Here is a 24,523-nt window from a genome sequence, read left to right as displayed (position 1 = left end):
TTGAAGTTTTATGCTAACCCTCTGTATTGTCAGAAAGGACTAGGATGAGCCGACTAACGTACTTTACTCTCGCTAACTTTCTATCCTCGGTCTCTATGGGAGTGTTTTTGATTGCCCTACCATGGTTGATCGTGAAGGCACTCGGGGGCAATGCGCTGATCGCAGTCAGTGCTTTGGCGATGCTGGTACTATTCCTTCTAAGACGGAAAAGCGGAGCGCTCGTAGATTCTGCACCGCGCGGCAGGTTGTTCGCTAGCGCAATGGTTGGGATGGCCCTGCTCCTTGCTGTGCTTGCCGTCGCGCCTACGGATACGGCGTTAACGCTCACTGTATTTTTCTGCGGTCAGATTTACTTATTCTTCTATTATGTCATCCGGTCTGCAATCACCCGTGAGATCGTGCCGGAGGGTCAATTTGGCCGCTACAATGGAATTCTCGAAATTGAGGGACAGGTATCCACGTTTTTGGCAGGAGGAGTGGCGGCTTTCTTCTTCGCGCAAAATACGGAGTCTCTGTCACCAATCTTGTGGACCTCCGCAGCGGGTATGCTGATCTCGTCGCTGATCGTGCTTATCAAGCTGCCCACCGCCGCGCCGCAGCATAACTTTAACGAAACTGAATCGGAAACACCTGCATCGCAGGCCTTTCCGCTCTCTCTGATGCTCTTAGCCTTCTGCGGGAGCATACCATTTATCTGCGTGATGCTACTCAACGTGATCAAGCCAATAGTTGTTGTTGATCTCCTGCAACTCTCGGGGGAAGTACTCGCCCTCACAAGCGTGTTCTACACTATCGGTGCCATTGGTGCCGGCGTGTTCGGCGGGCGTGGCTGGATCGAAGCAGGACAGAATCTGGTTATCAGTACGACGTTGCTTGGCTTCCTGGTTTTCTGCCTACTGCCAGCTATCGCACCTACACCGGTGGTCCTTTATATCGTAAGCGTTGCATCTAGCCCCCAATTGGGGTCTTTCGATCAAGCAGCTGCCGCAGTATATTGGCCTCACGGCCAATATATAAAGCAACAATTTGAACGCGTTCGGCCCATACCGGACTCTCAACACCTTTATCGGATGCTGCGGTCGCAGCCCGCATAGCAGACATTGACCCGTGAGTGCAGCATTTTGACGTGCTGGATGACCGCTTTCTGGGATTGTTCCGAAAGGACTATGACCGCTCGTTACTGCAACCCGTGATGGGGTAAAGTAAACTAATCAGCAATGACCGCGTCTACTTCAATTTCGACCAACCATTCGGGGTTCACAAACCGTGTGACTGCCATAATAGTATCGACAGGACGGGCATCGATGCAGTACTTTTTTCGTGCTTCAATCGCTTCTTTCCAAGTGTCGATATCTGTCAGAATCACTCTGTTGCGGACGATATCCTGCAAGCCCGAGCCAGCCTGCTCCAAAGCTACTTTGATAATTTCAAAGCACTGCGTCGTCTGAGCAAAAACATCCCCTACACCAACCGTTTTACCATCCGCATCCACCGGAGCAGTGCCGCCAACGGAAATATAAGGTCCCACCCGGACCGCTCGGCTGAACCCGACGATTTCCTCCATCGGGTTCCCATTCGAAATGAGTTGCCTTGTCATTTTCAATTTATCACCTTCCTGACGCTGTGCATTGGACCGTTTTCAAAAGCCGAGCGAACTAAGCTACTGTTTCATATCAACCAAGAGGTCATTCACCGTAACCTCAGGCGCAGATGCGAAGTGCTGGCTAAAAGCTGACATCGTGCTTTTGAATTTTTGGCTTTTACTCATCCGCCGGTATGAACCTATATCGCTCCAACTTGCTAAGACTGTCACGATATCGGTTTCACTATCGAAAATCATTTGTGCACCATGCCAGTCCGGCTCATTTTCAACAAGGTCTGGGTTACTTTGTCGAAATAGATCAGCGCATTGTTCACTGGTGCCGGGATGGAGCCTCACTCTGGTCATCACAACGTACATAGATCTCCCCCTAACCAAGTTTCGCCAATAAAGGCAAAAACCGTCACCAATGCAAATAGCCGGGACCATAGGGCTCTCCTCGAACGTGAGCAGAAAGTGGAACCGTGGGCGGCAACGCGGACCTTGTTGCCGTTCGCTTCAACTGCTTTGGTCATTCTTCTCGACTCAAAGGGTCGTCACAGCCATAGTCTCCAGATTGATAAAAGGTCATCCTTATGAGTTATTCTGACAAGATTTCGAAACACTATCATCATGGAAACTTGCTATCGGCCATTAAAGCTGGCCTCGAAAAACAAGGCATCAAACCAGAGAATGCCAGTGTCGAAGACCTTGGGCCTGTCGATGAATTTCACATCGGTGGACGGCTTGCGAGCGTGCATTTCTTGGATCAGCTTGAGATTACTGCACCCCAAAACATCCTTGATATCGGTTGTGGCCTCGGTGGCTCGGCCCGATTTGTGGCAAAAAACTATGGCGCAAAGGTTACGGGGATCGACCTGACACCTGAGTACATTGAGACCGGAAAAGCGCTTTGTGGTTGGGTTGGGCTTTCAGATCGGATTGAACTGCTTCAGGGCAATGCGCAAGCACTGCCTTTTCAGGATGCAAGTTTTGACTGCGCATACATGATGCATGTTGGCATGAATATCGAAGACAAGTCAGCGATGTTTGCAGAGTTGTCGCGGGTCCTCAAGCCGGGTGCAAAGCTTGGTATATACGATATCATGGCAACCAGTGATGACGATCTGATTTACCCTGTTCCTTGGGCAACGACATCAGAAACAAGCTGGCTGGCAAAACCAAAAGACTATCGAGCGGCCTTGGAGAACAATGGGCTACATGTGGTCAAAGAAACGGATCGCCATGACTTTGCGATAGATTTCTTTGCCAAGATGAAGGTGGCAAGCGCAGCCGCCGATGGTCCGCCACCCTTGGGTTTGCATTTGCTTATGCAGCAAACAACGGCCGAAAAAATACCTAACATGGTCGCCAATTTGGCAGCCGGGCGTATTTCACCAATCGAGATGATCGCAACAAAGCCTGTCTGAAGGATCGGTGGTCACCGATGAAAAGCAAGCTGCCACATTTCAACACGGACCTCTATCTGACCTATACGGGGATGGAGACCGATCTGCTTTTCACACAGAACGTCGATCTTCCCGGATTTGCGTCCTATCCGTTGCTAGAAACCGACCACGGGCGGGCGCATCTCAGTCGATATACCGCCGACCTTATCGCGCCAGGACAAGAACACAGTGTTGGTGTCATTTTGGAAAGCGCGACGTGGGTTGCAAACCCTGATCGAGGCGCGGCCATCGGCTATACGCCTGAAAAACTGATTGAGTTGAACAAAAAAGCCATTGCGCACGTTAGCGAGGCGATAGACAAGTTCGGTCAACCGGTGTCCGCCGATACTGTTTGAAAAACTCTTCAACACGAAATTCGCCTCGAAAACTTGGAACTGTGTTCTCGCCAAGAGCCGTCTGGTGAACCTCGTTTGTGATATCGCCATTTTTCGGAAGGATGTTCCGCTGAATTGACCGCCATCGCCTGAACAACGAGTTTTTCAACACAATCCGCCCGATCAAGCGGCCTGCTCGTAGGGAGCGTGTATATATTTTTCAGTTGGCGAATGCCCCATGCGGCAATGTTTGGGTGCATTCCATGGGAGAAGCTCGTCATATCTGCTACGGGGCAGCTTCTTGGAAATCTGGTTCAAAACCCAATACAGGTACTTGTAGCTATCAATCCCATGCATCTTGCAGGTTTCAAACAGGGTTGAGTAGATGGCCCATGCCTCCGCACCATCAGTACTCCCCGCGAAATAGCTGTTCTTCCGCGTTCGAATAATCGGCTTGAACTGTCTCTCCACAGCATTGGTGTCGAGATCCAGGCGTCCATCATGAATAAACTTCGTCAAGCCCTGCCACCGCTTCAGCGTGTACCGGATCGCTTTGGCCACATTCGCTTCACGGAGATGGCGTTCCAACGCTTTCTCAAGCCATTCCTTGAACTCATACAGGATAGGCTGCGAACACTCTACTCGAACACGCACTCTGGCATCAGGGCTGTGGCCTCGAATGCTCTTCTCAATCTTGTACAATCGCTTGATAAAATCCAGGGCGGTGTAGGCGTCATCTGCCTCGGTGATGATCGCCGCATCCGAATAGTGTCGTCGTGCATGTGCCCAGCAGTCCGCCCTGTTTTTGTGGAAATTGTATCCAGCATATCCATCGGTCTGGAGAAGTTCTGCGTAATCTCCGAGGATTTCCTGTATGTGATAGCTAGCTCGCGTAGATCGCGCAAAATAAGCGGTTATGGGTGGGCTGGTTCCGCCGAATGTTCTGTCATCACGGGTGATCGCATACATGTAAAACTTGGCCACCTTACCCGTCCCGGGAGCCAGAATGGACACCGGCGTTTCATCCATGGTCAATCGCGATGACGTGTTGAGCAAGATTGAAATCACTCTCAGATAAATCGGCGACAGCGCCTGCAGTGCAACGCGATTGAGATATCTGTTGCAGGTCGAGCGATCCAAGGTGATGCCGTTATTGCGCATCATTTGTTCCTGCCGGTACCCGGGGAGTCCCCAGACAAACTTGTTGACTGCAACACCAGCGATCAAGGAGTTGTCAATGTTTCCACCGGGTAGGACTTTGGGCACCGACGGAATGGAGTACATACCTCGATGCTGGCAGCGGTAGTTGGCATACCACCGGACCTCGATTTCGTACCGACCGGGAATATAGATGACAGATTTGCGTGGCTTAAAGCTGCGAAAGCTGCCTCCGCAGCCGCAGGGGCATTTGTTGTCCGCGGTCTTGAACACACGATCTTCTTCAACGGCGTTCTCACCAAAGTTGGCTTTACCCTTGCCTTTGGGCTTTTGCTTCGGCAGGCGCTTCTTTTTGCTCTTGTTTTGAGTGCCGTTCTCTCCCGATTCATCTGGATTTTGCTGTCCATCTTGCGTCTGACCGGGAGGGTGGTCTCCCTTCGGACCGTGTTCGTCGCGAAGTAGTTTTGCGATCCTGCGCTGCAGATGCTCATTCTGTTTAGCGAGTTTCTGGTTCTCAGCAATGAGGGTGTTGATGACCCCCATGACATCGTCAAAACTGACCGTCAGGCGCTCGCCAACGGCAATCAACCGGCCATCTTCCGACGACAACATCTCCTCAAAGGTCTTCTGATGCTCTTGCACCGGATCCATGGATATAGCTCATCCCTCATGTGCTGCGAGCGCAGCTTGTTTGGCCGCGCCCGATGTGCCGGGCGCGTTTGCTCTTGATTTCCGAACAAGGAAATGGGATGAAAAGGGAAGAGATCGTCGACCAAACGATTTTACGAGCCCGGTTTTTGGATGCTAGTCCGCCGGGCTCAACCTTTTCAAAGCTTTGATTTATGTGATGAGACTCAGATCATGGCGTTTCCTCCGTCTGATCGGAGTAGTATTCCGGCCAGATTTCCCAGAGTTCTTTGCCGATGGTATCTGCTATGGCCTTCTCAACGCGAGCGGACCGAGTGCGGCCATTGGCGACGGTCTGTACAGTGCTCACACTGAGCTTCAAGCTCTTGGCAAGCGATGTAAAAGATGATCCGGCTAAATTTAGCTGGTGCCGGATTTCCAGCCGACGCTGTCTGTTTTGCTCGTTCATTGGCGGTCCGAATAATCGACTGATTCGGTTTCTTGTCGCGCAAAAAACGGAGCGGCGCAACGGATAATATGCACTCAAGGCATAAAACCGCACTGAAGCGGCGTCTAATACCATCATTATCTAGAATGAGGATTAGACCGGGTCAAGCGCAAAATGTAACAAGTAGAATTAAAAGTAGACTTATCAGGCGTTGGGTTCTGCGTTCATTTGATTGATGCCAAAGCCCAAATATGCGGCGGGGACCGTATCGGTCAGCCATACGCCATTGTCGGCCTGGAAGAACTCATACCCGCCCGTATACATTCCCGCACTATCGACGCGAAGAACTGTCGGCTTCCCGTGTCTTTGACCGACACGTAGTGCGGTATCCGGATCGAGCGACAGGTGAACCTGCTGACGGCGACCCGGCTTCAGGCCGTCCACGAAAATAGAGTCCAGATTGGCGCTCGCAGTTCCGTGATACAGTTCATTGGGAGGCTTCTCGGGCGTCAAATTGAGATCTACCTCAATCGAATGCCCTTGAGCGGCCCGAATGCTCCGGCCATCTTCCGACAGGGTGAAGCGTCTTTTGTCGTTGGTTTCGACGAGCGCAACCAGCCCCTCGTGAGATAGCCGCCGTCCAGCTTTTTTCATTCTGCGAAGCAGGTCTTCGATATTTGCCCAGCCGTGCCGGTCCAAGCGCAAACCTATTTCTTCAGGCTTGTGCCGAAGGACAAGTGACAGGAATTTACTCTCTTTGCTCATAACGCGCGTCTCGAGATTGGTGCTGTTCCCGGATAGCATGGGGTTCACAAGAGTTACACCGCAGAAATATGAAGCGGCCGGTCCGAGCCAGAGCCTCGGCCATTCAGGCTAGCTGCAGAGAGTGACAGCTTAGAGCCCTCAGCGGAAGTGTCAAAATTTTGCTGCACGTGCACTCTGCGCAGATTTTTCTGCACAAGCACGAAATTCCATGACGCAGCGCGACAGTGAATTCGGACATTCGCAAAACGCGCAGCACTTTTGAAGGGGTAAATTTACAGTTCGCAGGACTTTGCTGCCGTCGCGCATCAAGCCATTGTAGAGACTCCTGAAGAAGATATCTTTCGAGGACTTAAAAATGGCAACACCACTCGGGCGGTTAGTGATCTACACCAAGAAAGTCGATCAAATGGCAGACTTTTACGCAAACTACTTTGGCTTCTTGGTGGTGCGATCTGAAGACGACCGGATTGTCGAACTAAGACCTCAAACCTCTGGTGTGGCAATTCTTTTGCACCCGGCAGCGTCGAAGCAAAAAGAAGGTCAGGTTCTGGTGAAACTGGTGTTCGACGTTGAGGATGTATCGGCCTTTTGCGAAGCTGCCAGCGCTAACGGGCTTCAGTTTGGCAAGGTCCATAAAGCCAGCGGGTATGAATTTGCCAACGCTAAAGACCCTGCAAACAACTCAATTCAGGTGTCGAGTCTTCGTAGTGTGACGGTTTGGGCTTCTGTGGTTGCCGCCCAGGATGCAAGAAGTTTCTGACTGTCTGGGAAGGTGATCGAGTGCGGTCTTCTGTCAGGCCTCAGTGTGCGGCGATTTCAGAAGCCCAAACTACACGATGCTGCACTCTGCGCGAAGGTCAGCTCTGGCAGATGGCTGATGAAAGAAGAGCAAAAGAATGGCTACGGGAGCTGCCAGAGGGGCAATTGTGAGGAGGGTAAAAAAGGGTCGCAGCCGTTCTGTAGAACAGCGGTTTAGTCATTTTGAGCCGCGCTAGATGTGTGACAGGTCCGGTCAAGTATTTCCATCCGTGGTTTGTGCCGATGCTTGTATAGGAACTTGGCCCAAACCGAGAATGGTCTAGTGAACCAACCGGCATCAATCTGAATCGTGTCCGAAAGAGTGCAACCTGTTTGGGTTGACGTAACTTGCAGCGTGTGCTGCCAGCTTTTCACGCCTGCCCCCCACTCTGACGATACAAGCCGCATCGCATCGTCATCAAAGTCGACAACTTCCATGTGGTAGGGCTGCGCAGGTAATTTGCCAAACAGGGATACCATGACTGTCATAGATTGGCTTGCTTGCACCTTGCCGTTGGGCAGCCCTTCAAACCGAACGAGGCCATCCATTGCCTCGGCAAGGTAGTCATAGTCGATAGCGACCTCCCAGACTTCGCGCGCGGAATATGGGTAGTCGTGGGTAAGGCGGATCGTGCGCATGAGGTTCAGTCCGGGTTTGCGGTTTCAAGCAAAGTCGCGATATCAACGGCGAATCCATCGGACAGATCATCCAAAAGACCCGTCGCAAAGGCGCGTCCAACAAAGGCCCAAGTGAGAAGAACACTTCGATCACTTGCCGCCGATTTCGACAGACCATGTTCCAACAACAGCGCAGTCAGATAATCTGCGCGGATCCGGTCCACCTCAGCCAAGGCTCTGGCTACATCTTTATTCGCGCCACCCCAACGGCGCATGCCGCGTTCCAACGGTTGTGGTGTATCAATTGTTTTTTGTAGTAGCGCGGCCAGTTGTTCGTCGGTGTTGGACATAGCCTGCAATTCGGCGATGACGTCTTCGGTGTTTTGCGTGCGCCAGGCATTCAGAAGGGCGCTTTGGAAGTGCTTGAGGCTCGAAAAGTGCCAATAGAAACTACCGCGCGACACGTCGAGCGATTTGCACATCGTGTCGGCTTTCAGCATTTCGTGACCTGGTCCGCGCAGTACGTCAAAGCCGTGGGCGATCCAAGCATCCTTAGTCAGTCTTTCTGTCATCCCTTTACCATACATAAGTGTCTTGTTGTGTCCAGACAGTAGTGTATGTTTTGTTAGCATTCCTTCGATCGCCTGCCATTTGCATTCATGCCTGCGCTAAGCCCAGCCTGATGCTCCTTCAATATCCCAATAATCTGTTCTTCGCTGAAACGGCTTCTCTTCATCGTCTGTCTCCTTCTGGGAGAACAGGCTAACAATTAACACCGGACTTTTCAGGGGAGCAGGTCAGGGTTTGTATTCAGCTGCCGCCGCATTCTTGTTTTGTCGTGCGAAGTTGTGGGTTAGTGTTCACAGGAAAGGAAGAGAACCATGCCATCTCTTGAACTCCTATTAGCCTTTGCCACTGCAACAGCGGTCTTTGCCTATTTGCCCGGACCAGCGATGCTCTATACGGCCGCGCAGACGATGGCACGAGGCCGTAAAGCTGGTTGGTTGGCAGCGGTTGGTATCCATATCGGTGGGTATGCGCATGTTGCAGCCGCGTCACTAGGGCTGGCAATCTTGTTCGAAGCGGTCCCTATTCTTTACACCGTGCTCAAGTTCACTGGGGCGTTCTACTTGCTTTATCTTGGTGCCAGATTGTTTTTCTCACCCGAAAACATCACCACATCGGTTCTTGAGATGGACGCCAAATCGCCAAAGCGAGCCTTTTGGGAAAGCGTGACTGTTGAAGTTCTCAATCCAAAAACTGCGATTTTCTACGTAGCATTTCTTCCGCAGTTTACCGATCCTGCGGCGAGTTTTCCGATCTGGTTGCAACTGTTCATTCTTGGCACGGTCGTAAATGTCATGTTTTCAAGCGCTGACGTAATCGCGGTGGTATTGGCGGATAAGGTCACTGCAAGCCTCAAACGTTCGGTCGCGGCCGCTAAGGTTATCCGCAGGGTTGGCGGGAGTATTCTCATCGCGCTCGGACTGAACGTCGCGCTGTCTCGCCAATAAGCGCCAAGTCCACAGACACTAGCTTTCGGGCTTCCAATCTGGTTGGGTCGCGAAAGAAACCACATTTTCTCCAAGCCGATCCCAATGAGACTTGTCACGCTCAAATATTACAACTTCAACATCCAGCCCGCAGGCGTTGTCCATCGTGCCAAGCGACAAAGTGAGATGATTTGGTATTCGCGTGTTCTTCCCATAAATTGGGCTGCCACAGTTTGCGCAGAATGCCTTGGTTACCGCAGAGCCTTTGTCAGATGAGTAACTGAACTCACTCAGATTTCCCCTCACCGTTACTGCATCTGATGCGAACATGGCACCTACGGTATGACCTGTTCCACTTAACCGGCGACACTCTTCGCAATGACATTGAGCGACGACGACGGGCTGCCCTACGGCAGTATATGTCACTTCGCCGCAAAGGCATTTTCCAGTGTAATTCTTAGCCAACTGTCGGATCCCATATCATAGTACGAAGAAAGAAAATAAAGTGAAAGGCGGTCTCCGGGCATTGCCACCAATTCAGCCCAATGCTCGCTCAGGAGTATACGACTTGCCCCAAGCAAAGACCGCATCAAGCACGCTTTCCAACGCTTGACCTTTATCCGTCAGAACATATTCAGCCCGAGGCGGATGGGTTGAATACATCTGACGGTTCAGTATGCCAGATTGCTCCAGGTTTTTAAGTCGCGCAGACAGAGTATTTGGCGACAGCCCTAACTGCTCCTGCAAGTCAGCGAATTTCTGCGGCCCCTCCAGAAAGAACTCTCGCAGGATCAAGATCGACCACTGGTCACCCATCTCATCGGTTGCCCTGAGGATTGGGCAGTTGCTTCGATTAACTGTTTTCATCATGGCAAACATCATAGCAGGAAAATCCAGAATGTGAATTGACTATAAAAAGAATAGTGACTATTGATTCAGTATCAACCTTGGAGATTCGACATGGTCATGAAAAAGTTCGAGGATCGGATTTTTCAGAGAGTAGCGCCCAAGGTCATCCGCTATCTGAACAAACCAAACCTCGCGCCCACCAATCCGACATTGCGTGCAGTGTACCATCAAGCCTCACAAGAGTTTCAACTAGCGCCTCCGCTCACCATCCACAGTGCCGATCCGGAGTTACTCGCCGGACTCTGGCACGCCACGCGCGAAGTATTTATCGTCGCCCCCAAAGGCCGAGCTGTGCGCGAAGCGGTTGCAGCTGCAGTGTCAGAGGCCAACTCATGCCCCTACTGCGTCACTGTGCATTCGGGCATGTTCTCGGCGGCAGGTGGCGGTCAGTTGAGCCGAAACAACGCTGAACTTCCAGCCAACGTCAGGGACGCACTCGACTGGGTCAGGGCATCACTTAAGCTGCAAAATAAAACGCCTATTCGTACCGCGATTGCCCGGGCTGACAGACCGCAAATCTTCGGCACTGCTGCTCTTTATCACTACCTCAACAAGATGGTCAGTGTATTCCTCGATGAAAGCCCCGTGCCAATCCCTGGCTCAGCCACCCGATCGGGTCAGTGGCTAGCGCAAGCGGCGATGAAGATCATAGGTCGGAGGATTGCAACCCATATCGCCGCACCGGGTCAGGCGGTGGTGATCTGTGACGCTAAGCTCCCAAACGCTTTTGCGTGGTCCAAACCCAATCCAACCGTAGCACGCGCGTTCGCCCATTTCGCCCAAGCTGCAAGATACGCTGGGCAGGAAGCAGTGCCTGAACCCGTGCATAAGATCGTGCGTGATCATCTCGCTTCATGGCGTGGCGAGGCGGCACCGCTGTCGAGGGTTTGGGTTGAAGACGCAATGAGTGGTCTTGCCGAGGTCCACAGACCCGCTGCTCGACTAGCGCTTCTGACCGCACGAGCGCCTTGGCAGGTCAGCGACGCGCAAATCTCCGCTTTCCGCCAATTCACCAATGGCGATAGGGCGCTGGTTCAAACCACCGCTTGGGCGGCCTTTGCCGCAACCGAATGTCTCGCGGCACGGTATCCGTCTTGAACTGGATGGGGCTGAAACAAGTCAATCAACTACAACGAGACCCGGAAGCCCCGGAGTATCTAGGCGATCAGGAAAGGACGAAGAATGCAACGCATCGAAACAACACCTCAGGCCGTCAAAATAGGAAACAAAGGAGTTATGTTAGCGATCGTTCTTTGCATGATCTGGGTGATTGCGACCTCAATCGCTGGTGCGTTTGACTTCTACGAAGACATCCGTAGCGGATCGCACGCACGGGTCCTCGTAACTGTATTCCTGCCTTCAGTATTCTTCGCCATTCTATTCATGCTACGTCCCGCCGTCCGTGATTGGACCCGCCACCTCAACCCCGCAATGCTGGTCTTACCGCACGCCTGGCGGACAGTGGGTTTCACATTCCTGGTGCTCTGGGCCTACGACATTTTGCCCGCTGGCTTTGCTGCTCCTGCTGGTTTCGGCGATTTTGTGATTGCCATGGCAGCGCCGTTCGTTGCTGTCGCATTGTGGGTACAGTGGAAGGGCGCAGTTCGTACGGCAATCTGGTTCCATGTGCTCGGCTTCGCCGACCTATTCATTGCATTGCTGACTGGAATTACAGGGTTTGGCATGCAAACTGCGCAGATGGGACAGATCGACCCGATGACAACCTTTCCCCTGGTATGGATTCCGACTGTCGCGGTTCCTCTCCTGATCGCCGGTCATCTCATTGCGCTTTTGAACCTTTACATGAATAAAGTAAGCAGATGACGGTCAGGCACTGGGGTATGATCTTGCTGGCTGCGGCGCTTTTCGGGTCGTCATTTGTGTTCATCAAAATTGCCGTAGCTGACATCCCGCCGCTCACCATCGCCGCCGGGCGGGCAACGATCGCTGCGATCGTGATCATTGCGTTTGCTCATGCCCGGGGTACGCACCTTCCACCAATCGGGCCCGAATGGAGGCCACTTGTGATCGTGGGTGTTTTAACCGCGATCATTCCGTATGTCGGAATCTCGTTCGGGCAAGCCCTTATCGACAGTGCCCTCGGTGGTATTCTTTTTGCTGCAATCCCGTTGTTTACGGTCTTCCTTGCACATGTTTTCCTGCCCAATGAGCGACTCACCGCCGTTCGTCTGGCTGGTGCTCTGATCGGGGTGGCTGGAGTGGTGGTGGTTCTGGGACCGGCAGCACTGGCAGGGTTGACAAACCAGATCACCGGAGCGGGGTTGACCTTGGTGGCAGCCGCAAGCTACGCGGCCGGGGCGATCTACACTCGCACGCAGTCGCAGATTGCGCCACTGATTATGGCTTCAGGACAAATATTTTCCGCGGCCTTGGCCCTGACAGCACTCAGCATAGGCATCGATAAGCACTGGACACTTGCCCCACCCACTAGCGCAGTGGCGGCGCTGATTGCTGTTGGTTTGATTAGCACAGCCGCCCCTGTCCTGCTGTTTTTTCGCATGGTGTATGAGATCGGTCCAGCCCGCACCTCGACCCTGACATTCTTCATGCCGGTCTTTTCAGTTCTGTTCGGCTTTGCGTTCTTGGGCGAGACTCTCAGCTCTACGGCCTTCTTTGGCCTCGCCCTGATCATCGTTGGGGCTGCAATGATCAATCGACGGCCTACGGATGGCTAATGTAGCGTTGAGTGATCCCCTGATGTTCAAATTCACGGATATCGCAACTGGCACCTCGGAATCTATCAACGCGAAAAACCCGATATGAATTGATGAGATTGCAAGCACGTAATTTGGGTTAGATTGATCACAAGTGATTGCTCGACTAGTCAGTACATTCGTTCTTTGCCGATAGGTGCTAAATTGAAGGCTAAAATTACGTTCACACGGCTATCCAAAATTGAGCCCGCCGAAATAGTCGACCACATGTCCGACCCTCGGGTTGCGGAGCACATGCCGCTCATGACTTTCGAGTGGGACGCAGTAGCGGTCGCCAATTTTATTGCAACCAAGGAAGAGCGATGGGCACAGGACGGTCTTGGACACTGGGCGATCCTATCTGATGGCAAATACATCGGTTGGGGTGGTTTTCAAAAGGAGGGTCACGAATGGGATTTTGGTCTGGTCTTGAGGCCAGACGCATTTGGTCTTGGCACACGTATTTCAAGAATGGCAATCGAATTTGCCGTCGCCGACGAACGCATCCCATTCGTGACCTTTCTTCTACCGCCATCTCGCATGAATTTAAGTGCTCTTGAGAGACTCGGGGCAAGACGTATCGATGATATCGAGTACAATGGTGTAATGTTTCTCAAATTCCGGTTAGATACTCGGTGACGGAATCACCTCGCTTCTTCGCGATCATGGTCCTCGTAGCCGGGTTTTTGTCACTGTCGCATTTTTGAATAGGCCTGCCATATGACAGGACGTCCAAAACTCGCCGCACTTGCTGTCGTAGTCAGAGACGGTCGCGTACTTCTCGTCAAACGGCGGAACCAACCGGAGGCTGGTTCCTGGGGGTTTCCGGGTGGGCATGTTGATTTCGGTGAAACCACAATGCAGGCTGCAGTGCGTGAGTTGCGCGAAGAGACCAGTGTTCTCGGGCGCCCAGTCTGCCACTTAACGAACGTAGAAATGATTGACCGGGACCATGAGGGGTTTATCCGCTTCCATTTCCTGCTGGCTGCAGTCAAGTGTGACTACCTCTCGGGCAAACCCATAGCTCAGGACGACGTGAGCGCTGCCCGATGGTGGGTGGTTTCAGATGTCATCAATGGAAAAGTGGAATGCAGTAAACACGTCGATCTGGTCACAAGTATCGCTTCTGGCTGAAAATGGAAACTTGCTCAATTACGACTAAACCTTCGTTCGAGGATGTTTTGGACCTGTCGCGGTTTGATGCGCCCCTTTGATAGCATTTACTGCAGCAAAGGAGACGAACTATGGGATTGAAACGGACGGACGAATTCCGTGCCGATGCGGTGCGGATTGCGTTGACGAGCGGGCTGAGCAGGAAGCAAGTGGCCTCAGATTTGGGCGTTGGCCTGTCGACGCTGAACAAGTGGGTCACGGCGCATCGCGACACGGATTGGTGTCTGACAAGGACTTTGAGCGGACGTTGGCCTTCAGATCACTAACGACGGCTCCGTCCGCGTCAGCGAAGGTTGAAAACCCAAAGTCTGTTTCGTCCTGCGTCTCGATTGTCTGAACCAGTCGCGGCGAAAGGACGGTCTCAAACTTTTTTGTGATCAGCTCAGGTGAACGGCTCCTTTGGTGAAATCCGCTGCGCTGCCGCAAATGCCACGCCGCAAGTGCGATGGTTTTCCGCGCAAGCAATAGCCGCGTCAGCAAAAGGCGGCTCCGTCCCGCGTTGCAGCAGTTCGCCCAACCCACACTGAATGTCCGTTTTCTACGCGATAAGCTCAAACCCGTGCGGGTCGTTTAGTCCGCCGTGACGCGACGCGTTTCCAGTCAAGCCCTTCGAACAGTGCTTCGAACTGTGTTTTGCTGATGGAGATTACGCCGTCCCGCATCTGGGGCCACTCAAACCCTTTGCCCTCGATCCGCTTGTAAACCAGTACCAGCCCGGTGCCATCCCAAACGATCAGCTTCAGCCTGTCTGCCCGCTTGGAACGGAAGATGAAGATCGCACCGCTAAACGGATCGAGATCAAACTCATTCATCACGATCGCCGCAAGACCATCCATGCCTTTCCGGAAATCGACCGGTTTCGATGCCAGATAAAGTTTGAAATTGCCCGCTGGAGAGATCACGCCCGGTTCTCCATTGCCAAAATCACTTTCACCAAATCCTCCACCGGATACGCAGCTGGTAGTGAGATTTCGATTTCACGGCCGCTGAGATGAATGAGACTATCTAATTTATCCTCGTAACATTCATTTGTCGCGTCTTCTTCTATCAGAACCTCTGAAAAGAATTGTTTTTCGTGAACAGTCTTGGTCCTGACACGCGCGCGCTTCACATCTGCCCGCCATTTGTAGACGAGAGATTGAGAAACGTTGCATTCTCGCATGACTTCACCCACGGTAAGCTTCCCTTGGTCGAGCTTTTCTTTGATGAACCGCTTGAAGCTGGGAGGCCAAACTCTGCGCCCACCGGCGTGGACCTCAATGGTGAAGCCGTAAACGTCAAAAGATTGAGGAAACCTGCCCATAATTCCTGCCTTTCGTTTTCGGCACTATGTCACAGAGCAAAACTGCTGGTGAGGGGGCAAATAGGGGGCTCTATGCAACGCTTACTTTATATCAGCTCAGTCATCTGGGGTATCAGCAACGGATTGAGCCGGATCACATGGCAGACAGCAGCCATGAGCCAGATCAGTAATCGGAGGATTGGAAACTTTTTTGCCACAGTGAACGCTGGAGTTGGTGTCATGCGTATCGGCCTACTGTTCGGCTATTGGGCGATATCCGCACTTTGGGGGTATGAGTTGTCATTCGGCTATCTCGCATTGATCTGCGCCATTGGTTTCGCCGTATTTGTCACAGCGGGCTTTAGACCGCGAACCTTCTAACGATTGTATCGAAGATCGCCTTCGTCGTTATGGTTGGGCAATAACGCCCGCACACCCTGCTGCAATACAGCATGATATTTCTCGCTGTTGCAGTGGTGGCAGCGCTGTAAGCGCGCGTAGCCAGATTTGGGCACTTCCGGTTTGGGCTCACAGCCGACATCGGAGCAAGAGCGGCATCAACACTATCCGACGCCTACTGGTAGGTGATCCCGGCCCAGAGCCGACATTCGCCTTCCTTGGATAAGCCGCGCGTTAGTTTCTACAAAGCCGACATTGGTACCAGTTTGAAAACTCGGATGTGCCAAGTGACCGCAGTACGGAGCAACTCGGTTATTGCTAGCTGACTTCAGCCTGTTCCGCAGTCTTATCAATACAAGTGACGTTATCTTCACCAAACCATAGTTTGGCCTTTTCGATGGATACCGCCGAAGGCCCGTTGAAATACACTACGAGTTCTTCCCGTGCGCGAGTACAGCAAACGTAAAAGATTTTCCGACTTCGTTCTAAGACACTGGCGGTGCCGCTCTCGGAAAATAAGTATTCGAAATTATAGAGGTTCCAGTTCCCGTTATCTAAAGCCACGAAAACTCTTTCGAACTCGTTACCTTTGACTTTATGTTGTGTTGAGAACGGAGTCCGCCCTTCGAGGTACTCAAACAAATTCATAAACTCTTTGTATCGCACCGCAGACAGCCGGTGATATAGATACGGTTTACTTGTCTTGAACACCTTAATCCGATCATCCAAGCGACGCAGTCCGGAAGTATCGCAAAATTCCAAAACCTCTCCAATGCTGGAGTCAGACATACCTCGAAGTTTGGTAATCGCGTCAGCAAGTCTTTGTTTGTCGGCCAAACTGTGGACTTTCAGGTCTGTTCTTTTAAGGAATTCAGACACCTCTCCGCGACTATACAAGAACAAAATCGACTGGATCGAGAACAAGTGCTTTATCAAATCATCTCGTGTCGATCGGGTTGACCCTTCCTCATTCTCACTGTCTTTTTTGTCGTCAATCAGTTGTTCTTTGGAAACAAATAGCTTTCGAAAAACCTCATAGTCTTGAGCCCGTGCTAAAGCGAGTAATTCGGGGTTCTCATCTATAAAACGCTGCATTCCTGCTGTCGGTAGCACCTGCTGTTTGTTTGCAACCGACCCAACTAGGGAATCAACTACTTCACCAAATGTCTTACCCGAGAAATCTGTCTCAATGCCCTGCGTCTTAACATACCTTGAAATCCGCTGCTTATAGTCAAGGATTTTGTCCTTGTCATAAATGTCCATCAGGGCCGGGTAACCTGCCCTGGGCGCATTCAGGTTATGTGTCAGATTCAACTCTTTGGTGTTCTGAGCGTCAGAAAAATCCCAACCGAGGCCGTTTCTTACTTCATCCGTGTCGAGGGCTGAATCCATCGAATAAATAAATCGAACAACTCCCATCTTCACCTGACCGTCAGTCATGTTGGGCGCGCTTTCATCAGAGGAAGGCAGCTGGGTTAGTCCGTCGTTGCGAACAGCGTTTGCGATGTCGATAACAGATTGCGGGTTGCGGCGGTTTTGTTGCTTGACGACCTCGCGAACTCTTCCGCATTCAAGATAGTCATTAAGATCGCCGACCGTTTTATCGTATATGGACTGCATGGAGTCCCCAAAAAAACCAACAACTGCAGACTTACCGCTCGATCGAAAGTGATCGAGTAGAATTCTTACAACATCAGGGGACGTATCTTGGTACTCATCTACCAGGATGAGTGGATACATGCTTTGTGCGATGTGAGAAAGTTTCGGATAACTAGCGAACAAAGCCTCGGATATCTTAATCACCTCATCGTGCGAAACAATGCCTGAGCGCACCGCAACGTATTCTTTATATTCAACTTTCTCTTCTTGTAAGTCCTCTAGGGCTATGTCGGTCCCAGTGTAGCGTATTCGATCATCTTCTGTATCGTTGTGAAGTTCCACGAGAGTCTTCTTCAGCTCTCGCTGAAACGGTCTAACGATGCGCCAAAGGAAATCGTGTATCGTGCCGACATCAAGGTTTTGATGATCAATCCGCTCTAAGACTTCTTTAGCCGCTGCATTCGTGTAGGTCATACACGCAATTTTGATCGATGGATGCTGGCGAAGAGATTCCTGAATGACCTGAACTAGTGAGTAGGTCTTTCCGCTCCCTGCGCCCCCGCTTAACAAGAAGTTCTCACCATTATCAATGAGCCCAAGTATATCAACTACTTCTTTTTCCAGCATCAGCTTTGCCTCAGCCAGATCAGACCAGCTTGGATGTACTCAGGTGTATTCCAATTTCCGAACAGATGAAGGTGGTTTTGCTCTTCGAGCTCTAGGCCTTCATGCGGCTTTACTGTCTTTGGTTTCTCCTGACTGTTTAGCAAGACTTCGATCGCAAATGATGGTTTGCTGTCGATGCCGTTTTCAGCCATTTCATAGGCTTTCCCATTGGCCAAGAATGTTCTGAGATGCTTGTTTGTTAAACTTGGAAAAGGATGATCTTTTTTGACAGCCCCATCGTCCATGGTGCAGGCGTCGCTGAGTAGATCGTAGTTCACATGCAGGAAGGCATCTTCAAAACTACGCGCTTGGTATTTGGTGCCCTTTGAATTGGTCTCTTCAGTTTGGAACGCAACGCGCAGTGTTCCTTCCTTATGCCCAATCCAACTACCGTTTTCAGCAAGAAAAGCCTTCTTTCCAAATGGCATATCTTTCAAGTTCTGGAATGAGATCGGGCTTGTTCCTTCGGGAACACGGAAGAACTGCTTCAACGTCTCGTTAGTTGTCAAAGTAGCGTTATCAGTTGCGCAGATTTCATTTCTTTGCTTTTCAGTCCCATCTGCGTTTTGCTTCGGGTTCCCATCATCGTCGAGTACCGGAACTCTCCGTCCACCGTCCAAATCAGTAATCACAAGGCACTTCAGGCCAATAAACTGGACAAACTTCTCAAAAGTTCTGAAGTAGTTGCCTACCTCGACTATAGAAATGTTTTGAGATCGGAGCGGCAAACTGAGGTCGGTTCCCGACTCCAGTTCTTCGATTAGGCAATCTTGATCGGCTTTAACAATCATCGCCGGCATCAGGATACGCTCTGTATCACCCTCGATGAAAATTGCTTTGTCCGCGAAAAAGAGCTCGGAACGGTGAACAGTCAGATACTGCTTTAGAAACTTAAACCAACCCGGCCTGTCTGAGTATCTGTTCTCCAAATCCTTCAAGTTTAGTGCTTCAACTTCTCCTTCATTGCGTCGCAAGTATTTGATGTCATCAAAGCTGCTTTCCGAAACGATATGTGAGGAGTGAGTTGATAAAATAGTTTGCAGTTGAAAGGCAGGTCGCCCGACTGGATTGCACGATCTATTCAATAACTCTTTGATATTCTTGATGAAGACATACTGAAGTTGTGGGTGCGTATGCGCCTCCGGTTCTTCAATAAACAAAAGGTTGATGTTCGCCGGGGGCGCTTCCACTGTTCCGGAAAAATCTTGCATTACCCCCCTCAGCTCAAAAATCATACTGATTAGATTGAGGTAACCTAAACCATTGTGGTTCTCCGGCAGATCGTGGCCGTCATGACCGCTGGCATATTTGACGATAGTATTGTCCTTGAGAAGACGGCTGCTCCGTAAGGCCGAAACTATCTTAATTCGGCTTTCATCTTTCTGTACCCCACCGAATTGAGCGACATCATTTAGCACACCTCCGAAAAGCTTGTTGTAAACTCCGTCCAAATCTCTGTCTGCCTTTACGAGACTATCTTTAAATCTTTCGACTTCTTCCAACTCTCCATTGGTAGCGACTATTCGATCATATTCCCCAGCAGATTGGGCAGACAGCGTATTGTCAGATTCCTTATTTGAGACGTCACGACGTGCACCGATAGCGCTAAATCTTATAATACGGTCAAGCTTGATCTTCTCTTTATCTAAGTCGGTGTAGTGCTCAAAATCTGGACGGCGGTGCTCCAAATCAAACAGGACGCTTTTTCTGCGCGTTTTGAAATACTTATCATGTTCTTGACTTAGGAAATCGATGGCGGATACGGAGTCTATTTTTACCTCGTGTCTGCGCTTATTTTCATTGATGAAGTCCTCCTGAATTCGGTCAAGAGCAGCGGCATCAACTCCATACTCGAACGATAACACAATGGTAGAATTGTTTGGATCCAAGTCCATCAGGATCGTATCTCCGACTGCGGAAAGATCGTCGCTTTTGTCATACGTAATAAACAAGAGCATCTGGATTTTGACATCCTCGGGTCGGTTCTGCTCCGCACCATCGGATGTGATCCACGTTGCGAGCGCCCGCCCAACATCTAAGTTCAAGTCTTCGAAGGCAAAAGACGACGCGCCTCTTCCAAGAAACCTTTCGAGCAGCAAAAGAAGAGATGTCTTGCCACAGTTGTTCTTGCCAATAACTAATGAAAGATCATCCTCCAGATCGAGGCGTACATCTTTGAGTAACCTAAAATTTCTAATTTCAACCTTTGAAATTTTCATATGTTATACCTTGGTTGAGTCAATGAACTCACCATAGACCAGCCGACAAAAAACGATAGACCGTTCTGGTTGTATGTGTGCCAGCGAATGCACTGAGATGACAGATCCTTGAAGGTCGGCTTTGCGAAAATTGGAGACCCACACTGCAATTGCAGCGAATGGCCGCAACCCGCCCATTCTGTGGAAAAACAACGTATTGCTGGCGCAGAAACTGGCGTCTTGAAGAGGGCGCATGCGCCTTCGCTATCAAGCTTTGTGCGTTTGCTGCGGTGCAGGAAAGATTTTGGCTAGTTTGCGAAGGTTTTGGGCGGTGGCAGCGAGTAGAAATTCGTCACTTGCACCACATGGTCCACGCAGTCGCAGTCGACCCAGCCCTAGAATGCGTTTGAGATGTGCGAAGAGCATCTCGACCTTCTTTCGGAGTTTCATCGAGATGTCGTACTGGCGGGTTTTGGCGATATCACGGGCGACCTGGCGTGCGTCTTCGTGTTCTTCGCGCGTGATCTTACGGGCATCAGCATTTGGACAGCACCTTGCTTTGGATGGGCACGCTTGGCAGGTCAGCTTCAGGGCGCGATATCGCGCGACCCCTTTGCCGGTCGGTCCCCGGTTTGGGTCCGAGTAGTTCCGCCGGAACTGTTTCAACGCATGACCTTCGGGGCAGATGTATTGATCGTTCTCCGCATCCCACTCGAAGTCTGCGCGGGACCAAGTCCCGTCTGAACGGCCTGCTTTGTCAAAGACTGGGATGTGTGGCGCGATCTTGCGGTCGACCAGCCAACCCAGCATCGGCCCAGTGCCGTAGGCAGTGTCAGCGATCAGGCGTTCAGGATGCAGATCGAATTTCTCTTTGACCCGCTTCAGCATGGTCTTCGTTGATCCGACTTCCGCTTGGCGGATGGATCGGGTCGCCTCCACATCGACGATGACGCCGTGATCGGTGTCGATCAGATAGTTGTCAGAATAGCTAAAGAAAGCAGGGCCTTTGCGGGCCGCCGTCCATTGGCTGGCTGGATCGGAATGGGACGTAAACTTCGGTTGCACCTCGCTAGCGGCACCGAATGCAGCTTCATCCAGCGTGTTGAGATACTCGCGAACGGCGCGAGGGGCGCCGGTCGGTTCGATGTCGGAGACGTCCCATTCTTCTTTGGGTGTCGAATTCTGCTTGTTGGCATCCGCTTCGATTAGGCTGGCATCAATTGCCATGCGCTGGCCGCTGACCAGTCCTTCATGGATGCATCGCGCCACAGTTGTCTCAAACAGATGCCTCAGCAGTTCACTCTCGCGGAAACGCCCCCTCTCGGCAGATTGCTTTGCAATCACCTGCCGGGCAACGCATGTCGGTTCTTGGAAAACGTCGAGTGATCTGGCACGCGGTCGCTCAGATCAAGGTGGCAGAACCAGCGATAGGCGGGGTTCAGATGGACCTCATCGCAGAGCCGCCGCTCGGATCGGATGCCGAAGCAATACCCGACCAGCAGCATGCGGATCAGAAGTTCAGGATCGACCGAAGGACGGCCCGTGTGGCTGTAGAAGTCGGCGAGATACGCCCGGATATTGCTCAGATCGACGAAGCGATCAATCGACCGCAACAGGTGATCTTGGGGAACATGATCTTCCAGCGAGAACTCGTAGAACAGCGCCGCCTGAGCCTCTTGCCTCGGTCCCATCATCGCCAAATCCCCCAATCAATACAGGAATTGAATCAGCGAATGCCCAGTCGGTCAAGTCAGAGCTTTTCAACAAAATAAGCCCAGATTCACTACATTGGTCGAACAGTGTGTCGTGAGATTCCCTCTCATGATAGCAAAGCTGGCCGGCAATTAACTCCAATCACCCTTCCCAATCTTCCTGACAATCAAAACAAGCGCGAAATACGATAAGTTCAATGTATGATGTCACAAAACTCAGTCTATTTGTCACAAAATCCAAACTATCATGTCATTTCAGAGTGACAACACTCACACCCAATTCACCCACATTTCGAGTGCCCACATGATGCGCAAGTCATACAGCCCTCCACCATACGCATGTCGTATTGACCGCAGCTTGGGCAGGCTGGACCGCGTGGGGCGTTGCCGAGGCTGACGACCTCGGCGTGGGGATCGGTTTTCAGGCCCATCCCCTCGCCTTCGATGAAGCCGGTTGCGACCATGTGGCGTTCGATGACACCTCCGATAGCGGCAAGAATCGACGGGATGTATTTACCTTCCATCCAGGCACCACCGCGCGGGTCGAAGACGGCTTTCAATTCTTCCACCACGAAGCTCACATCGCCGCCACGCCGGAACACGGCCGAGATCATGCGGGTCAGGGCCACAGTCCACGCGAAATGCTCCATGTTTTTGGAGTTTATGAACACCTCGAACGGGCGGCGATGGCCGTTTAGGACCAGATCGTTCACGGTGATATAGATCGCGTGCTCGCTGTCGGGCCATTTGACCTTGTATGTGTGACCTTCCAACGATTGCGGGCGATCAAGTGGTTCCGAGATATAGACCACATCCGCGCCGGTATCTGCTTCGGGCGTCTGTTCGCTTTCCTCCGACACCGACAGGACTGACCCGGTCACATCATTCGGGCGGTAGGTCGTGCAGCCTTTGCAGCCGCTGTCCCACGCTTCCATATAGACGTCCTTGAACGCCTCGAAACTGATGTCTTCCGGACAGTTGATGGTCTTGGAAATCGAGCTGTCGATCCATTTCTGTGCGGCGGCCTGCATTTTGACATGCGCCAGTGGTTCCAGTGTCTGAGCGTTCACGAAATAGTCGGGCAGCTCTTTGTCACCAAACTTATCGCGCCACATCTGAACCGCATAATCGACGACTTCTTCTTCGGTGCGCGTGCCATCTTTTTGCAGAACCTTGCGGGTGTAGGCATAGGCAAAGACAGGCTCGATACCCGAAGATACGTTGCCCGCATAAAGGCTGATCGTGCCGGTGGGGGCGATTGAGGTCAGAAGAGCGTTGCGGATGCCGTGTTCCCGGATCGCATCGCGAACATCGTCGTCCATATGCTTCAGCGAACCGGAGGCGAGATATTTCTCGGCGTCAAACAGCGGGAACGGACCCTTTTCTTTGGCCAGCTCAACCGATGCCAAATAGGACGCGCGCGCGATTTGCTTCATCCACGCCTCGGTCTGGGCCGCAGCTTCGTCCGAGCCATAACGCAGGCCGAGCATCAACAAAGCATCCGCAAGACCAGTCACCCCAAGCCCGATACGGCGTTTGGCCTGCGCCTCTTGCCGTTGAGCTTCGAGCGGGAAACGGCTAGCGTCGACGACATTGTCCATCATGCGAATGGCGGTGGCGACCAATTCGGACAGGGCATCGCCGTCAAGCTGGGCGGCCTCTTCGAACGGATCGGTGACCAGCCGTGCCAAGTTAATCGACCCCAGCAGACAGGCGCCATAGGGCGGCAGAGGTTGCTCGCCACATGGGTTGGTCGCCGCGATTGTTTCGCAATAGGCCAGATTGTTCATCTGATTGATACGATCGATGAAGATCACACCCGGTTCGGCATAATCATAGGTCGCCTTCATGATCTTGTTCCAAAGATCGCGGGCTTCGACGGTGTGATAAACACGGTCTTCGAATTTCAGCTCCCAGCTGGTGTCATCTTTCACGGCTTGCATGAAATCGTCGGTCACGAGCACCGACATGTTGAACATGCGCAGGCGGGCGGCGTCGGATTTGGCGGTGATGAAATCCTCAATATCCGGGTGATCACAGCGCATGGTCGCCATCATCGCACCACGACGCGAACCTGCGGACATGATGGTCCGGCACATCGCGTCCCACACATCCATGAAGCTGAGCGGCCCAGAGGCATCCGCCGCAACACCCTTCACATCTGCTCCACGTGGGCGAATGGTGGAGAAGTCGTAGCCGATCCCCCCACCCTGCTGCATGGTCAGCGCCGCCTCTTTCAGCATATCGAAAATGCCGCCCATGCTGTCCGGGATCGTCCCCATGACGAAACAGTTGAACAGAGTGACAGACCGTCCGGTCCCTGCCCCGGCTGTGATCCGACCAGCGGGCAGAAATTTGAAGTCTTCCAGCGCGCCGTAAAACGCATCTTCCTGCGCTGGCTCCGCTTCGGACAGTGCACGGGCGATACGGCGCCATGTATCCTCGACCGATTTATCCTGAGGCGTGCCCTCAGCCGTTTTCAAACGGTATTTCATATCCCAGATTTGTTCGGCGATGGGGGCGGCAAAGCGGCTCATGCAAGCGATTCCTGTGCGAAGTGGAAGGTCTTTCAGAGTACATCCCGCGTCCGGTCGGCGTCAAT

At 52.0% G+C, this 24,523-nt stretch carries 25 protein-coding genes and 2 pseudogenes; 12 read left to right on the top strand and 15 right to left on the bottom strand.

Going from position 1 to position 24,523, the window contains the following annotated elements:
- Nucleotides 1-44 precede the first annotated feature (44 nt).
- The gene (locus V6N04_RS16675) at nt 45-1,094 is read left to right on the top strand and encodes an MFS transporter (protein WP_371171328.1); all 1,050 of its coding nucleotides are present in this window, start codon (nt 45-47) and stop codon (nt 1,092-1,094) included.
- Nucleotides 1,095-1,207: 113 nt separating this feature from the next.
- Here the strand turns inward: V6N04_RS16675 and V6N04_RS16670 are convergent, their stop codons facing one another.
- Together V6N04_RS16670 and V6N04_RS16665 are read right to left on the bottom strand one after the other, a co-directional pair.
- Nucleotides 1,208-1,564, bottom strand: a complete 357-nt coding sequence (locus tag V6N04_RS16670; RefSeq protein WP_371171327.1) for a Rid family hydrolase — start codon at nt 1,562-1,564, stop codon at nt 1,208-1,210.
- A gap of 96 nt (nt 1,565-1,660) precedes the next feature.
- A complete protein-coding gene (locus V6N04_RS16665) occupies nt 1,661-1,960 on the bottom strand; it encodes an antibiotic biosynthesis monooxygenase family protein (RefSeq protein WP_371171326.1) in 300 nt (99 codons plus the stop codon).
- Between the two features lie 215 nt (nt 1,961-2,175).
- On the opposite strand from V6N04_RS16665, the gene V6N04_RS16660 reads away from it, so the two are divergent.
- Entirely contained in the window at nt 2,176-3,009 is an 834-nt protein-coding gene (locus V6N04_RS16660) for a class I SAM-dependent methyltransferase (RefSeq protein ID WP_371171325.1), read from the top strand.
- Nucleotides 3,010-3,026: 17 nt separating this feature from the next.
- A complete protein-coding gene (locus tag V6N04_RS16655; protein WP_371171324.1) occupies nt 3,027-3,383 on the top strand; it encodes a homocysteine S-methyltransferase family protein in 357 nt (118 codons plus the stop codon).
- A 162-nt stretch (nt 3,384-3,545) separates the two neighbouring features.
- Here the strand turns inward: V6N04_RS16655 and tnpC are convergent, their stop codons facing one another.
- From tnpC to V6N04_RS16640, 3 genes are all read right to left on the bottom strand, one after another.
- Nucleotides 3,546-5,171 carry an IS66 family transposase gene (gene tnpC, locus V6N04_RS16650; RefSeq protein WP_371171323.1) on the bottom strand — a complete coding sequence of 542 codons (1,626 nt, stop codon included), beginning with the start codon at nt 5,169-5,171 and terminating at the stop codon, nt 3,546-3,548.
- Nucleotides 5,172-5,379: 208 nt separating this feature from the next.
- Entirely contained in the window at nt 5,380-5,616 is a 237-nt protein-coding gene (locus tag V6N04_RS16645; RefSeq protein WP_371171322.1) for a helix-turn-helix domain-containing protein, read from the bottom strand.
- Between the two features lie 183 nt (nt 5,617-5,799).
- Nucleotides 5,800-6,399, bottom strand: a complete 600-nt coding sequence (locus tag V6N04_RS16640) for an RNA 2'-phosphotransferase (protein WP_371171321.1) — start codon at nt 6,397-6,399, stop codon at nt 5,800-5,802.
- Between the two features lie 340 nt (nt 6,400-6,739).
- On the opposite strand from V6N04_RS16640, the gene V6N04_RS16635 reads away from it, so the two are divergent.
- The gene (locus tag V6N04_RS16635) at nt 6,740-7,120 is read left to right on the top strand and encodes a VOC family protein (RefSeq protein WP_371171320.1); all 381 of its coding nucleotides are present in this window, start codon (nt 6,740-6,742) and stop codon (nt 7,118-7,120) included.
- A gap of 212 nt (nt 7,121-7,332) precedes the next feature.
- On the opposite strand, the gene V6N04_RS16630 is transcribed toward V6N04_RS16635, so the two are convergent.
- Together V6N04_RS16630 and V6N04_RS16625 are read right to left on the bottom strand one after the other, a co-directional pair.
- Nucleotides 7,333-7,797 carry an SRPBCC family protein gene (locus tag V6N04_RS16630; RefSeq protein WP_371171319.1) on the bottom strand — a complete coding sequence of 155 codons (465 nt, stop codon included), beginning with the start codon at nt 7,795-7,797 and terminating at the stop codon, nt 7,333-7,335.
- Nucleotides 7,798-7,802: 5 nt separating this feature from the next.
- Nucleotides 7,803-8,348, bottom strand: a complete 546-nt coding sequence (locus V6N04_RS16625) for a TetR/AcrR family transcriptional regulator (protein ID WP_371171318.1) — start codon at nt 8,346-8,348, stop codon at nt 7,803-7,805.
- A gap of 309 nt (nt 8,349-8,657) precedes the next feature.
- Between V6N04_RS16625 and V6N04_RS16620 the strand changes: the two genes are divergently transcribed.
- The gene (locus V6N04_RS16620; protein ID WP_371171317.1) at nt 8,658-9,290 is read left to right on the top strand and encodes a LysE family translocator; all 633 of its coding nucleotides are present in this window, start codon (nt 8,658-8,660) and stop codon (nt 9,288-9,290) included.
- A gap of 18 nt (nt 9,291-9,308) precedes the next feature.
- Here V6N04_RS16620 and V6N04_RS16615 read toward each other — a convergent pair whose 3' ends face one another.
- Both V6N04_RS16615 and V6N04_RS16610 read right to left on the bottom strand, forming a co-directional pair.
- On the bottom strand, nt 9,309-9,734 hold the full coding sequence (locus V6N04_RS16615) for a GFA family protein (protein ID WP_476774978.1): 426 nt from the start codon (nt 9,732-9,734) through the stop codon (nt 9,309-9,311).
- Nucleotides 9,735-9,806: 72 nt separating this feature from the next.
- Nucleotides 9,807-10,139: a winged helix-turn-helix transcriptional regulator gene (locus tag V6N04_RS16610; protein ID WP_371171316.1), complete on the bottom strand. Its 333-nt coding sequence runs from the start codon at nt 10,137-10,139 to the stop codon at nt 9,807-9,809.
- 90 nt (nt 10,140-10,229) lie between these two features.
- Between V6N04_RS16610 and V6N04_RS16605 the strand changes: the two genes are divergently transcribed.
- From V6N04_RS16605 to V6N04_RS16580, 6 genes and pseudogenes are all read left to right on the top strand, one after another.
- Complete coding sequence (locus V6N04_RS16605; RefSeq protein WP_371171315.1) at nt 10,230-11,276, top strand: hypothetical protein; 1,047 nt, start codon at nt 10,230-10,232, stop codon at nt 11,274-11,276.
- 84 nt (nt 11,277-11,360) lie between these two features.
- Nucleotides 11,361-12,002, top strand: coding sequence for a hypothetical protein (locus V6N04_RS16600; protein WP_371171313.1), 642 nt, complete (start codon nt 11,361-11,363; stop codon nt 12,000-12,002).
- Entirely contained in the window at nt 11,999-12,874 is an 876-nt protein-coding gene (locus V6N04_RS16595; RefSeq protein ID WP_371171312.1) for a DMT family transporter, read from the top strand. Before V6N04_RS16600 ends, V6N04_RS16595 begins: the two co-directional genes overlap by 4 nt.
- 165 nt (nt 12,875-13,039) lie before the next feature.
- The gene (locus tag V6N04_RS16590) at nt 13,040-13,531 is read left to right on the top strand and encodes a GNAT family N-acetyltransferase (protein WP_371171340.1); all 492 of its coding nucleotides are present in this window, start codon (nt 13,040-13,042) and stop codon (nt 13,529-13,531) included.
- A gap of 81 nt (nt 13,532-13,612) precedes the next feature.
- A complete protein-coding gene (locus V6N04_RS16585) occupies nt 13,613-14,026 on the top strand; it encodes an NUDIX hydrolase (protein ID WP_371171311.1) in 414 nt (137 codons plus the stop codon).
- Nucleotides 14,027-14,136: 110 nt separating this feature from the next.
- Nucleotides 14,137-14,283, top strand: a pseudogene (locus V6N04_RS16580) (transposase); the annotation flags it as partial.
- 333 nt (nt 14,284-14,616) lie between these two features.
- Here the strand turns inward: V6N04_RS16580 and tnpB are convergent.
- Together tnpB and V6N04_RS16570 are read right to left on the bottom strand one after the other, a co-directional pair.
- Nucleotides 14,617-14,967: an IS66 family insertion sequence element accessory protein TnpB gene (tnpB, locus tag V6N04_RS16575; RefSeq protein ID WP_371171310.1), complete on the bottom strand. Its 351-nt coding sequence runs from the start codon at nt 14,965-14,967 to the stop codon at nt 14,617-14,619.
- Entirely contained in the window at nt 14,964-15,368 is a 405-nt protein-coding gene (locus tag V6N04_RS16570; protein WP_371171309.1) for a transposase, read from the bottom strand. The genes tnpB and V6N04_RS16570 overlap by 4 nt, the downstream gene beginning before the upstream one ends.
- Before the next feature lie 72 nt (nt 15,369-15,440).
- Between V6N04_RS16570 and V6N04_RS16565 the strand changes: the two genes are divergently transcribed.
- A complete protein-coding gene (locus V6N04_RS16565; protein ID WP_371171308.1) occupies nt 15,441-15,728 on the top strand; it encodes a hypothetical protein in 288 nt (95 codons plus the stop codon).
- A gap of 336 nt (nt 15,729-16,064) precedes the next feature.
- Here V6N04_RS16565 and V6N04_RS16560 read toward each other — a convergent pair whose 3' ends face one another.
- The 4 genes and pseudogenes from V6N04_RS16560 to V6N04_RS16545 form a co-directional block, all read right to left on the bottom strand.
- The gene (locus tag V6N04_RS16560; protein WP_371171307.1) at nt 16,065-17,972 is read right to left on the bottom strand and encodes a UvrD-helicase domain-containing protein; all 1,908 of its coding nucleotides are present in this window, start codon (nt 17,970-17,972) and stop codon (nt 16,065-16,067) included.
- Nucleotides 17,972-20,230, bottom strand: a complete 2,259-nt coding sequence (locus V6N04_RS16555; protein WP_371171306.1) for an ATP-dependent nuclease — start codon at nt 20,228-20,230, stop codon at nt 17,972-17,974. The genes V6N04_RS16560 and V6N04_RS16555 overlap by 1 nt, the downstream gene beginning before the upstream one ends.
- Before the next feature lie 246 nt (nt 20,231-20,476).
- Nucleotides 20,477-21,903 (bottom strand): annotated as a pseudogene (locus V6N04_RS16550) (transposase).
- A gap of 299 nt (nt 21,904-22,202) precedes the next feature.
- Entirely contained in the window at nt 22,203-24,458 is a 2,256-nt protein-coding gene (locus V6N04_RS16545; RefSeq protein ID WP_371171305.1) for an adenosylcobalamin-dependent ribonucleoside-diphosphate reductase, read from the bottom strand.
- Between the last annotated feature and the right edge of the window lie 65 nt (nt 24,459-24,523).

Origin of the sequence: Aliiroseovarius conchicola (assembly GCF_041403445.1) — a bacterium.
Lineage (GTDB): Bacteria > Pseudomonadota > Alphaproteobacteria > Rhodobacterales > Rhodobacteraceae > Aliiroseovarius > Aliiroseovarius conchicola.
Note: the sequence above shows the minus strand (reverse complement) of the source record. Positions and strands in the feature narration are given on the sequence as shown.

Excerpts from the sequence above, each read along its gene's own strand:
- V6N04_RS16560 (WP_371171307.1), bottom strand. The coding sequence starts at position 17,972 with ATGCTGGAAAAAGAAGTAGTTGATATACTTGGGCTCATTGATAATGGT.
- V6N04_RS16600 (WP_371171313.1), top strand. The coding sequence starts at position 11,361 with ATGCAACGCATCGAAACAACACCTCAGGCCGTCAAAATAGGAAACAAA.
- V6N04_RS16640 (WP_371171321.1), bottom strand. The coding sequence starts at position 6,399 with ATGCTATCCGGGAACAGCACCAATCTCGAGACGCGCGTTATGAGCAAA.
- V6N04_RS16630 (WP_371171319.1), bottom strand. The coding sequence starts at position 7,797 with ATGCGCACGATCCGCCTTACCCACGACTACCCATATTCCGCGCGCGAA.
- V6N04_RS16620 (WP_371171317.1), top strand. The coding sequence starts at position 8,658 with ATGCCATCTCTTGAACTCCTATTAGCCTTTGCCACTGCAACAGCGGTC.
- V6N04_RS16595 (WP_371171312.1), top strand. The coding sequence starts at position 11,999 with ATGACGGTCAGGCACTGGGGTATGATCTTGCTGGCTGCGGCGCTTTTC.
- V6N04_RS16655 (WP_371171324.1), top strand. The coding sequence starts at position 3,027 with ATGAAAAGCAAGCTGCCACATTTCAACACGGACCTCTATCTGACCTAT.
- V6N04_RS16665 (WP_371171326.1), bottom strand. The coding sequence starts at position 1,960 with ATGTACGTTGTGATGACCAGAGTGAGGCTCCATCCCGGCACCAGTGAA.
- V6N04_RS16675 (WP_371171328.1), top strand. The coding sequence starts at position 45 with ATGAGCCGACTAACGTACTTTACTCTCGCTAACTTTCTATCCTCGGTC.
- V6N04_RS16670 (WP_371171327.1), bottom strand. The coding sequence starts at position 1,564 with ATGGAGGAAATCGTCGGGTTCAGCCGAGCGGTCCGGGTGGGACCTTAT.
- V6N04_RS16570 (WP_371171309.1), bottom strand. The coding sequence starts at position 15,368 with ATGGGCAGGTTTCCTCAATCTTTTGACGTTTACGGCTTCACCATTGAG.
- V6N04_RS16645 (WP_371171322.1), bottom strand. The coding sequence starts at position 5,616 with ATGAACGAGCAAAACAGACAGCGTCGGCTGGAAATCCGGCACCAGCTA.
- V6N04_RS16660 (WP_371171325.1), top strand. The coding sequence starts at position 2,176 with ATGAGTTATTCTGACAAGATTTCGAAACACTATCATCATGGAAACTTG.
- V6N04_RS16610 (WP_371171316.1), bottom strand. The coding sequence starts at position 10,139 with ATGATGAAAACAGTTAATCGAAGCAACTGCCCAATCCTCAGGGCAACC.
- V6N04_RS16555 (WP_371171306.1), bottom strand. The coding sequence starts at position 20,230 with ATGAAAATTTCAAAGGTTGAAATTAGAAATTTTAGGTTACTCAAAGAT.
- V6N04_RS16625 (WP_371171318.1), bottom strand. The coding sequence starts at position 8,348 with ATGACAGAAAGACTGACTAAGGATGCTTGGATCGCCCACGGCTTTGAC.
- V6N04_RS16545 (WP_371171305.1), bottom strand. The coding sequence starts at position 24,458 with ATGAGCCGCTTTGCCGCCCCCATCGCCGAACAAATCTGGGATATGAAA.
- tnpC (WP_371171323.1), bottom strand. The coding sequence starts at position 5,171 with ATGGATCCGGTGCAAGAGCATCAGAAGACCTTTGAGGAGATGTTGTCG.
- V6N04_RS16585 (WP_371171311.1), top strand. The coding sequence starts at position 13,613 with ATGACAGGACGTCCAAAACTCGCCGCACTTGCTGTCGTAGTCAGAGAC.
- V6N04_RS16605 (WP_371171315.1), top strand. The coding sequence starts at position 10,230 with ATGGTCATGAAAAAGTTCGAGGATCGGATTTTTCAGAGAGTAGCGCCC.
- V6N04_RS16565 (WP_371171308.1), top strand. The coding sequence starts at position 15,441 with ATGCAACGCTTACTTTATATCAGCTCAGTCATCTGGGGTATCAGCAAC.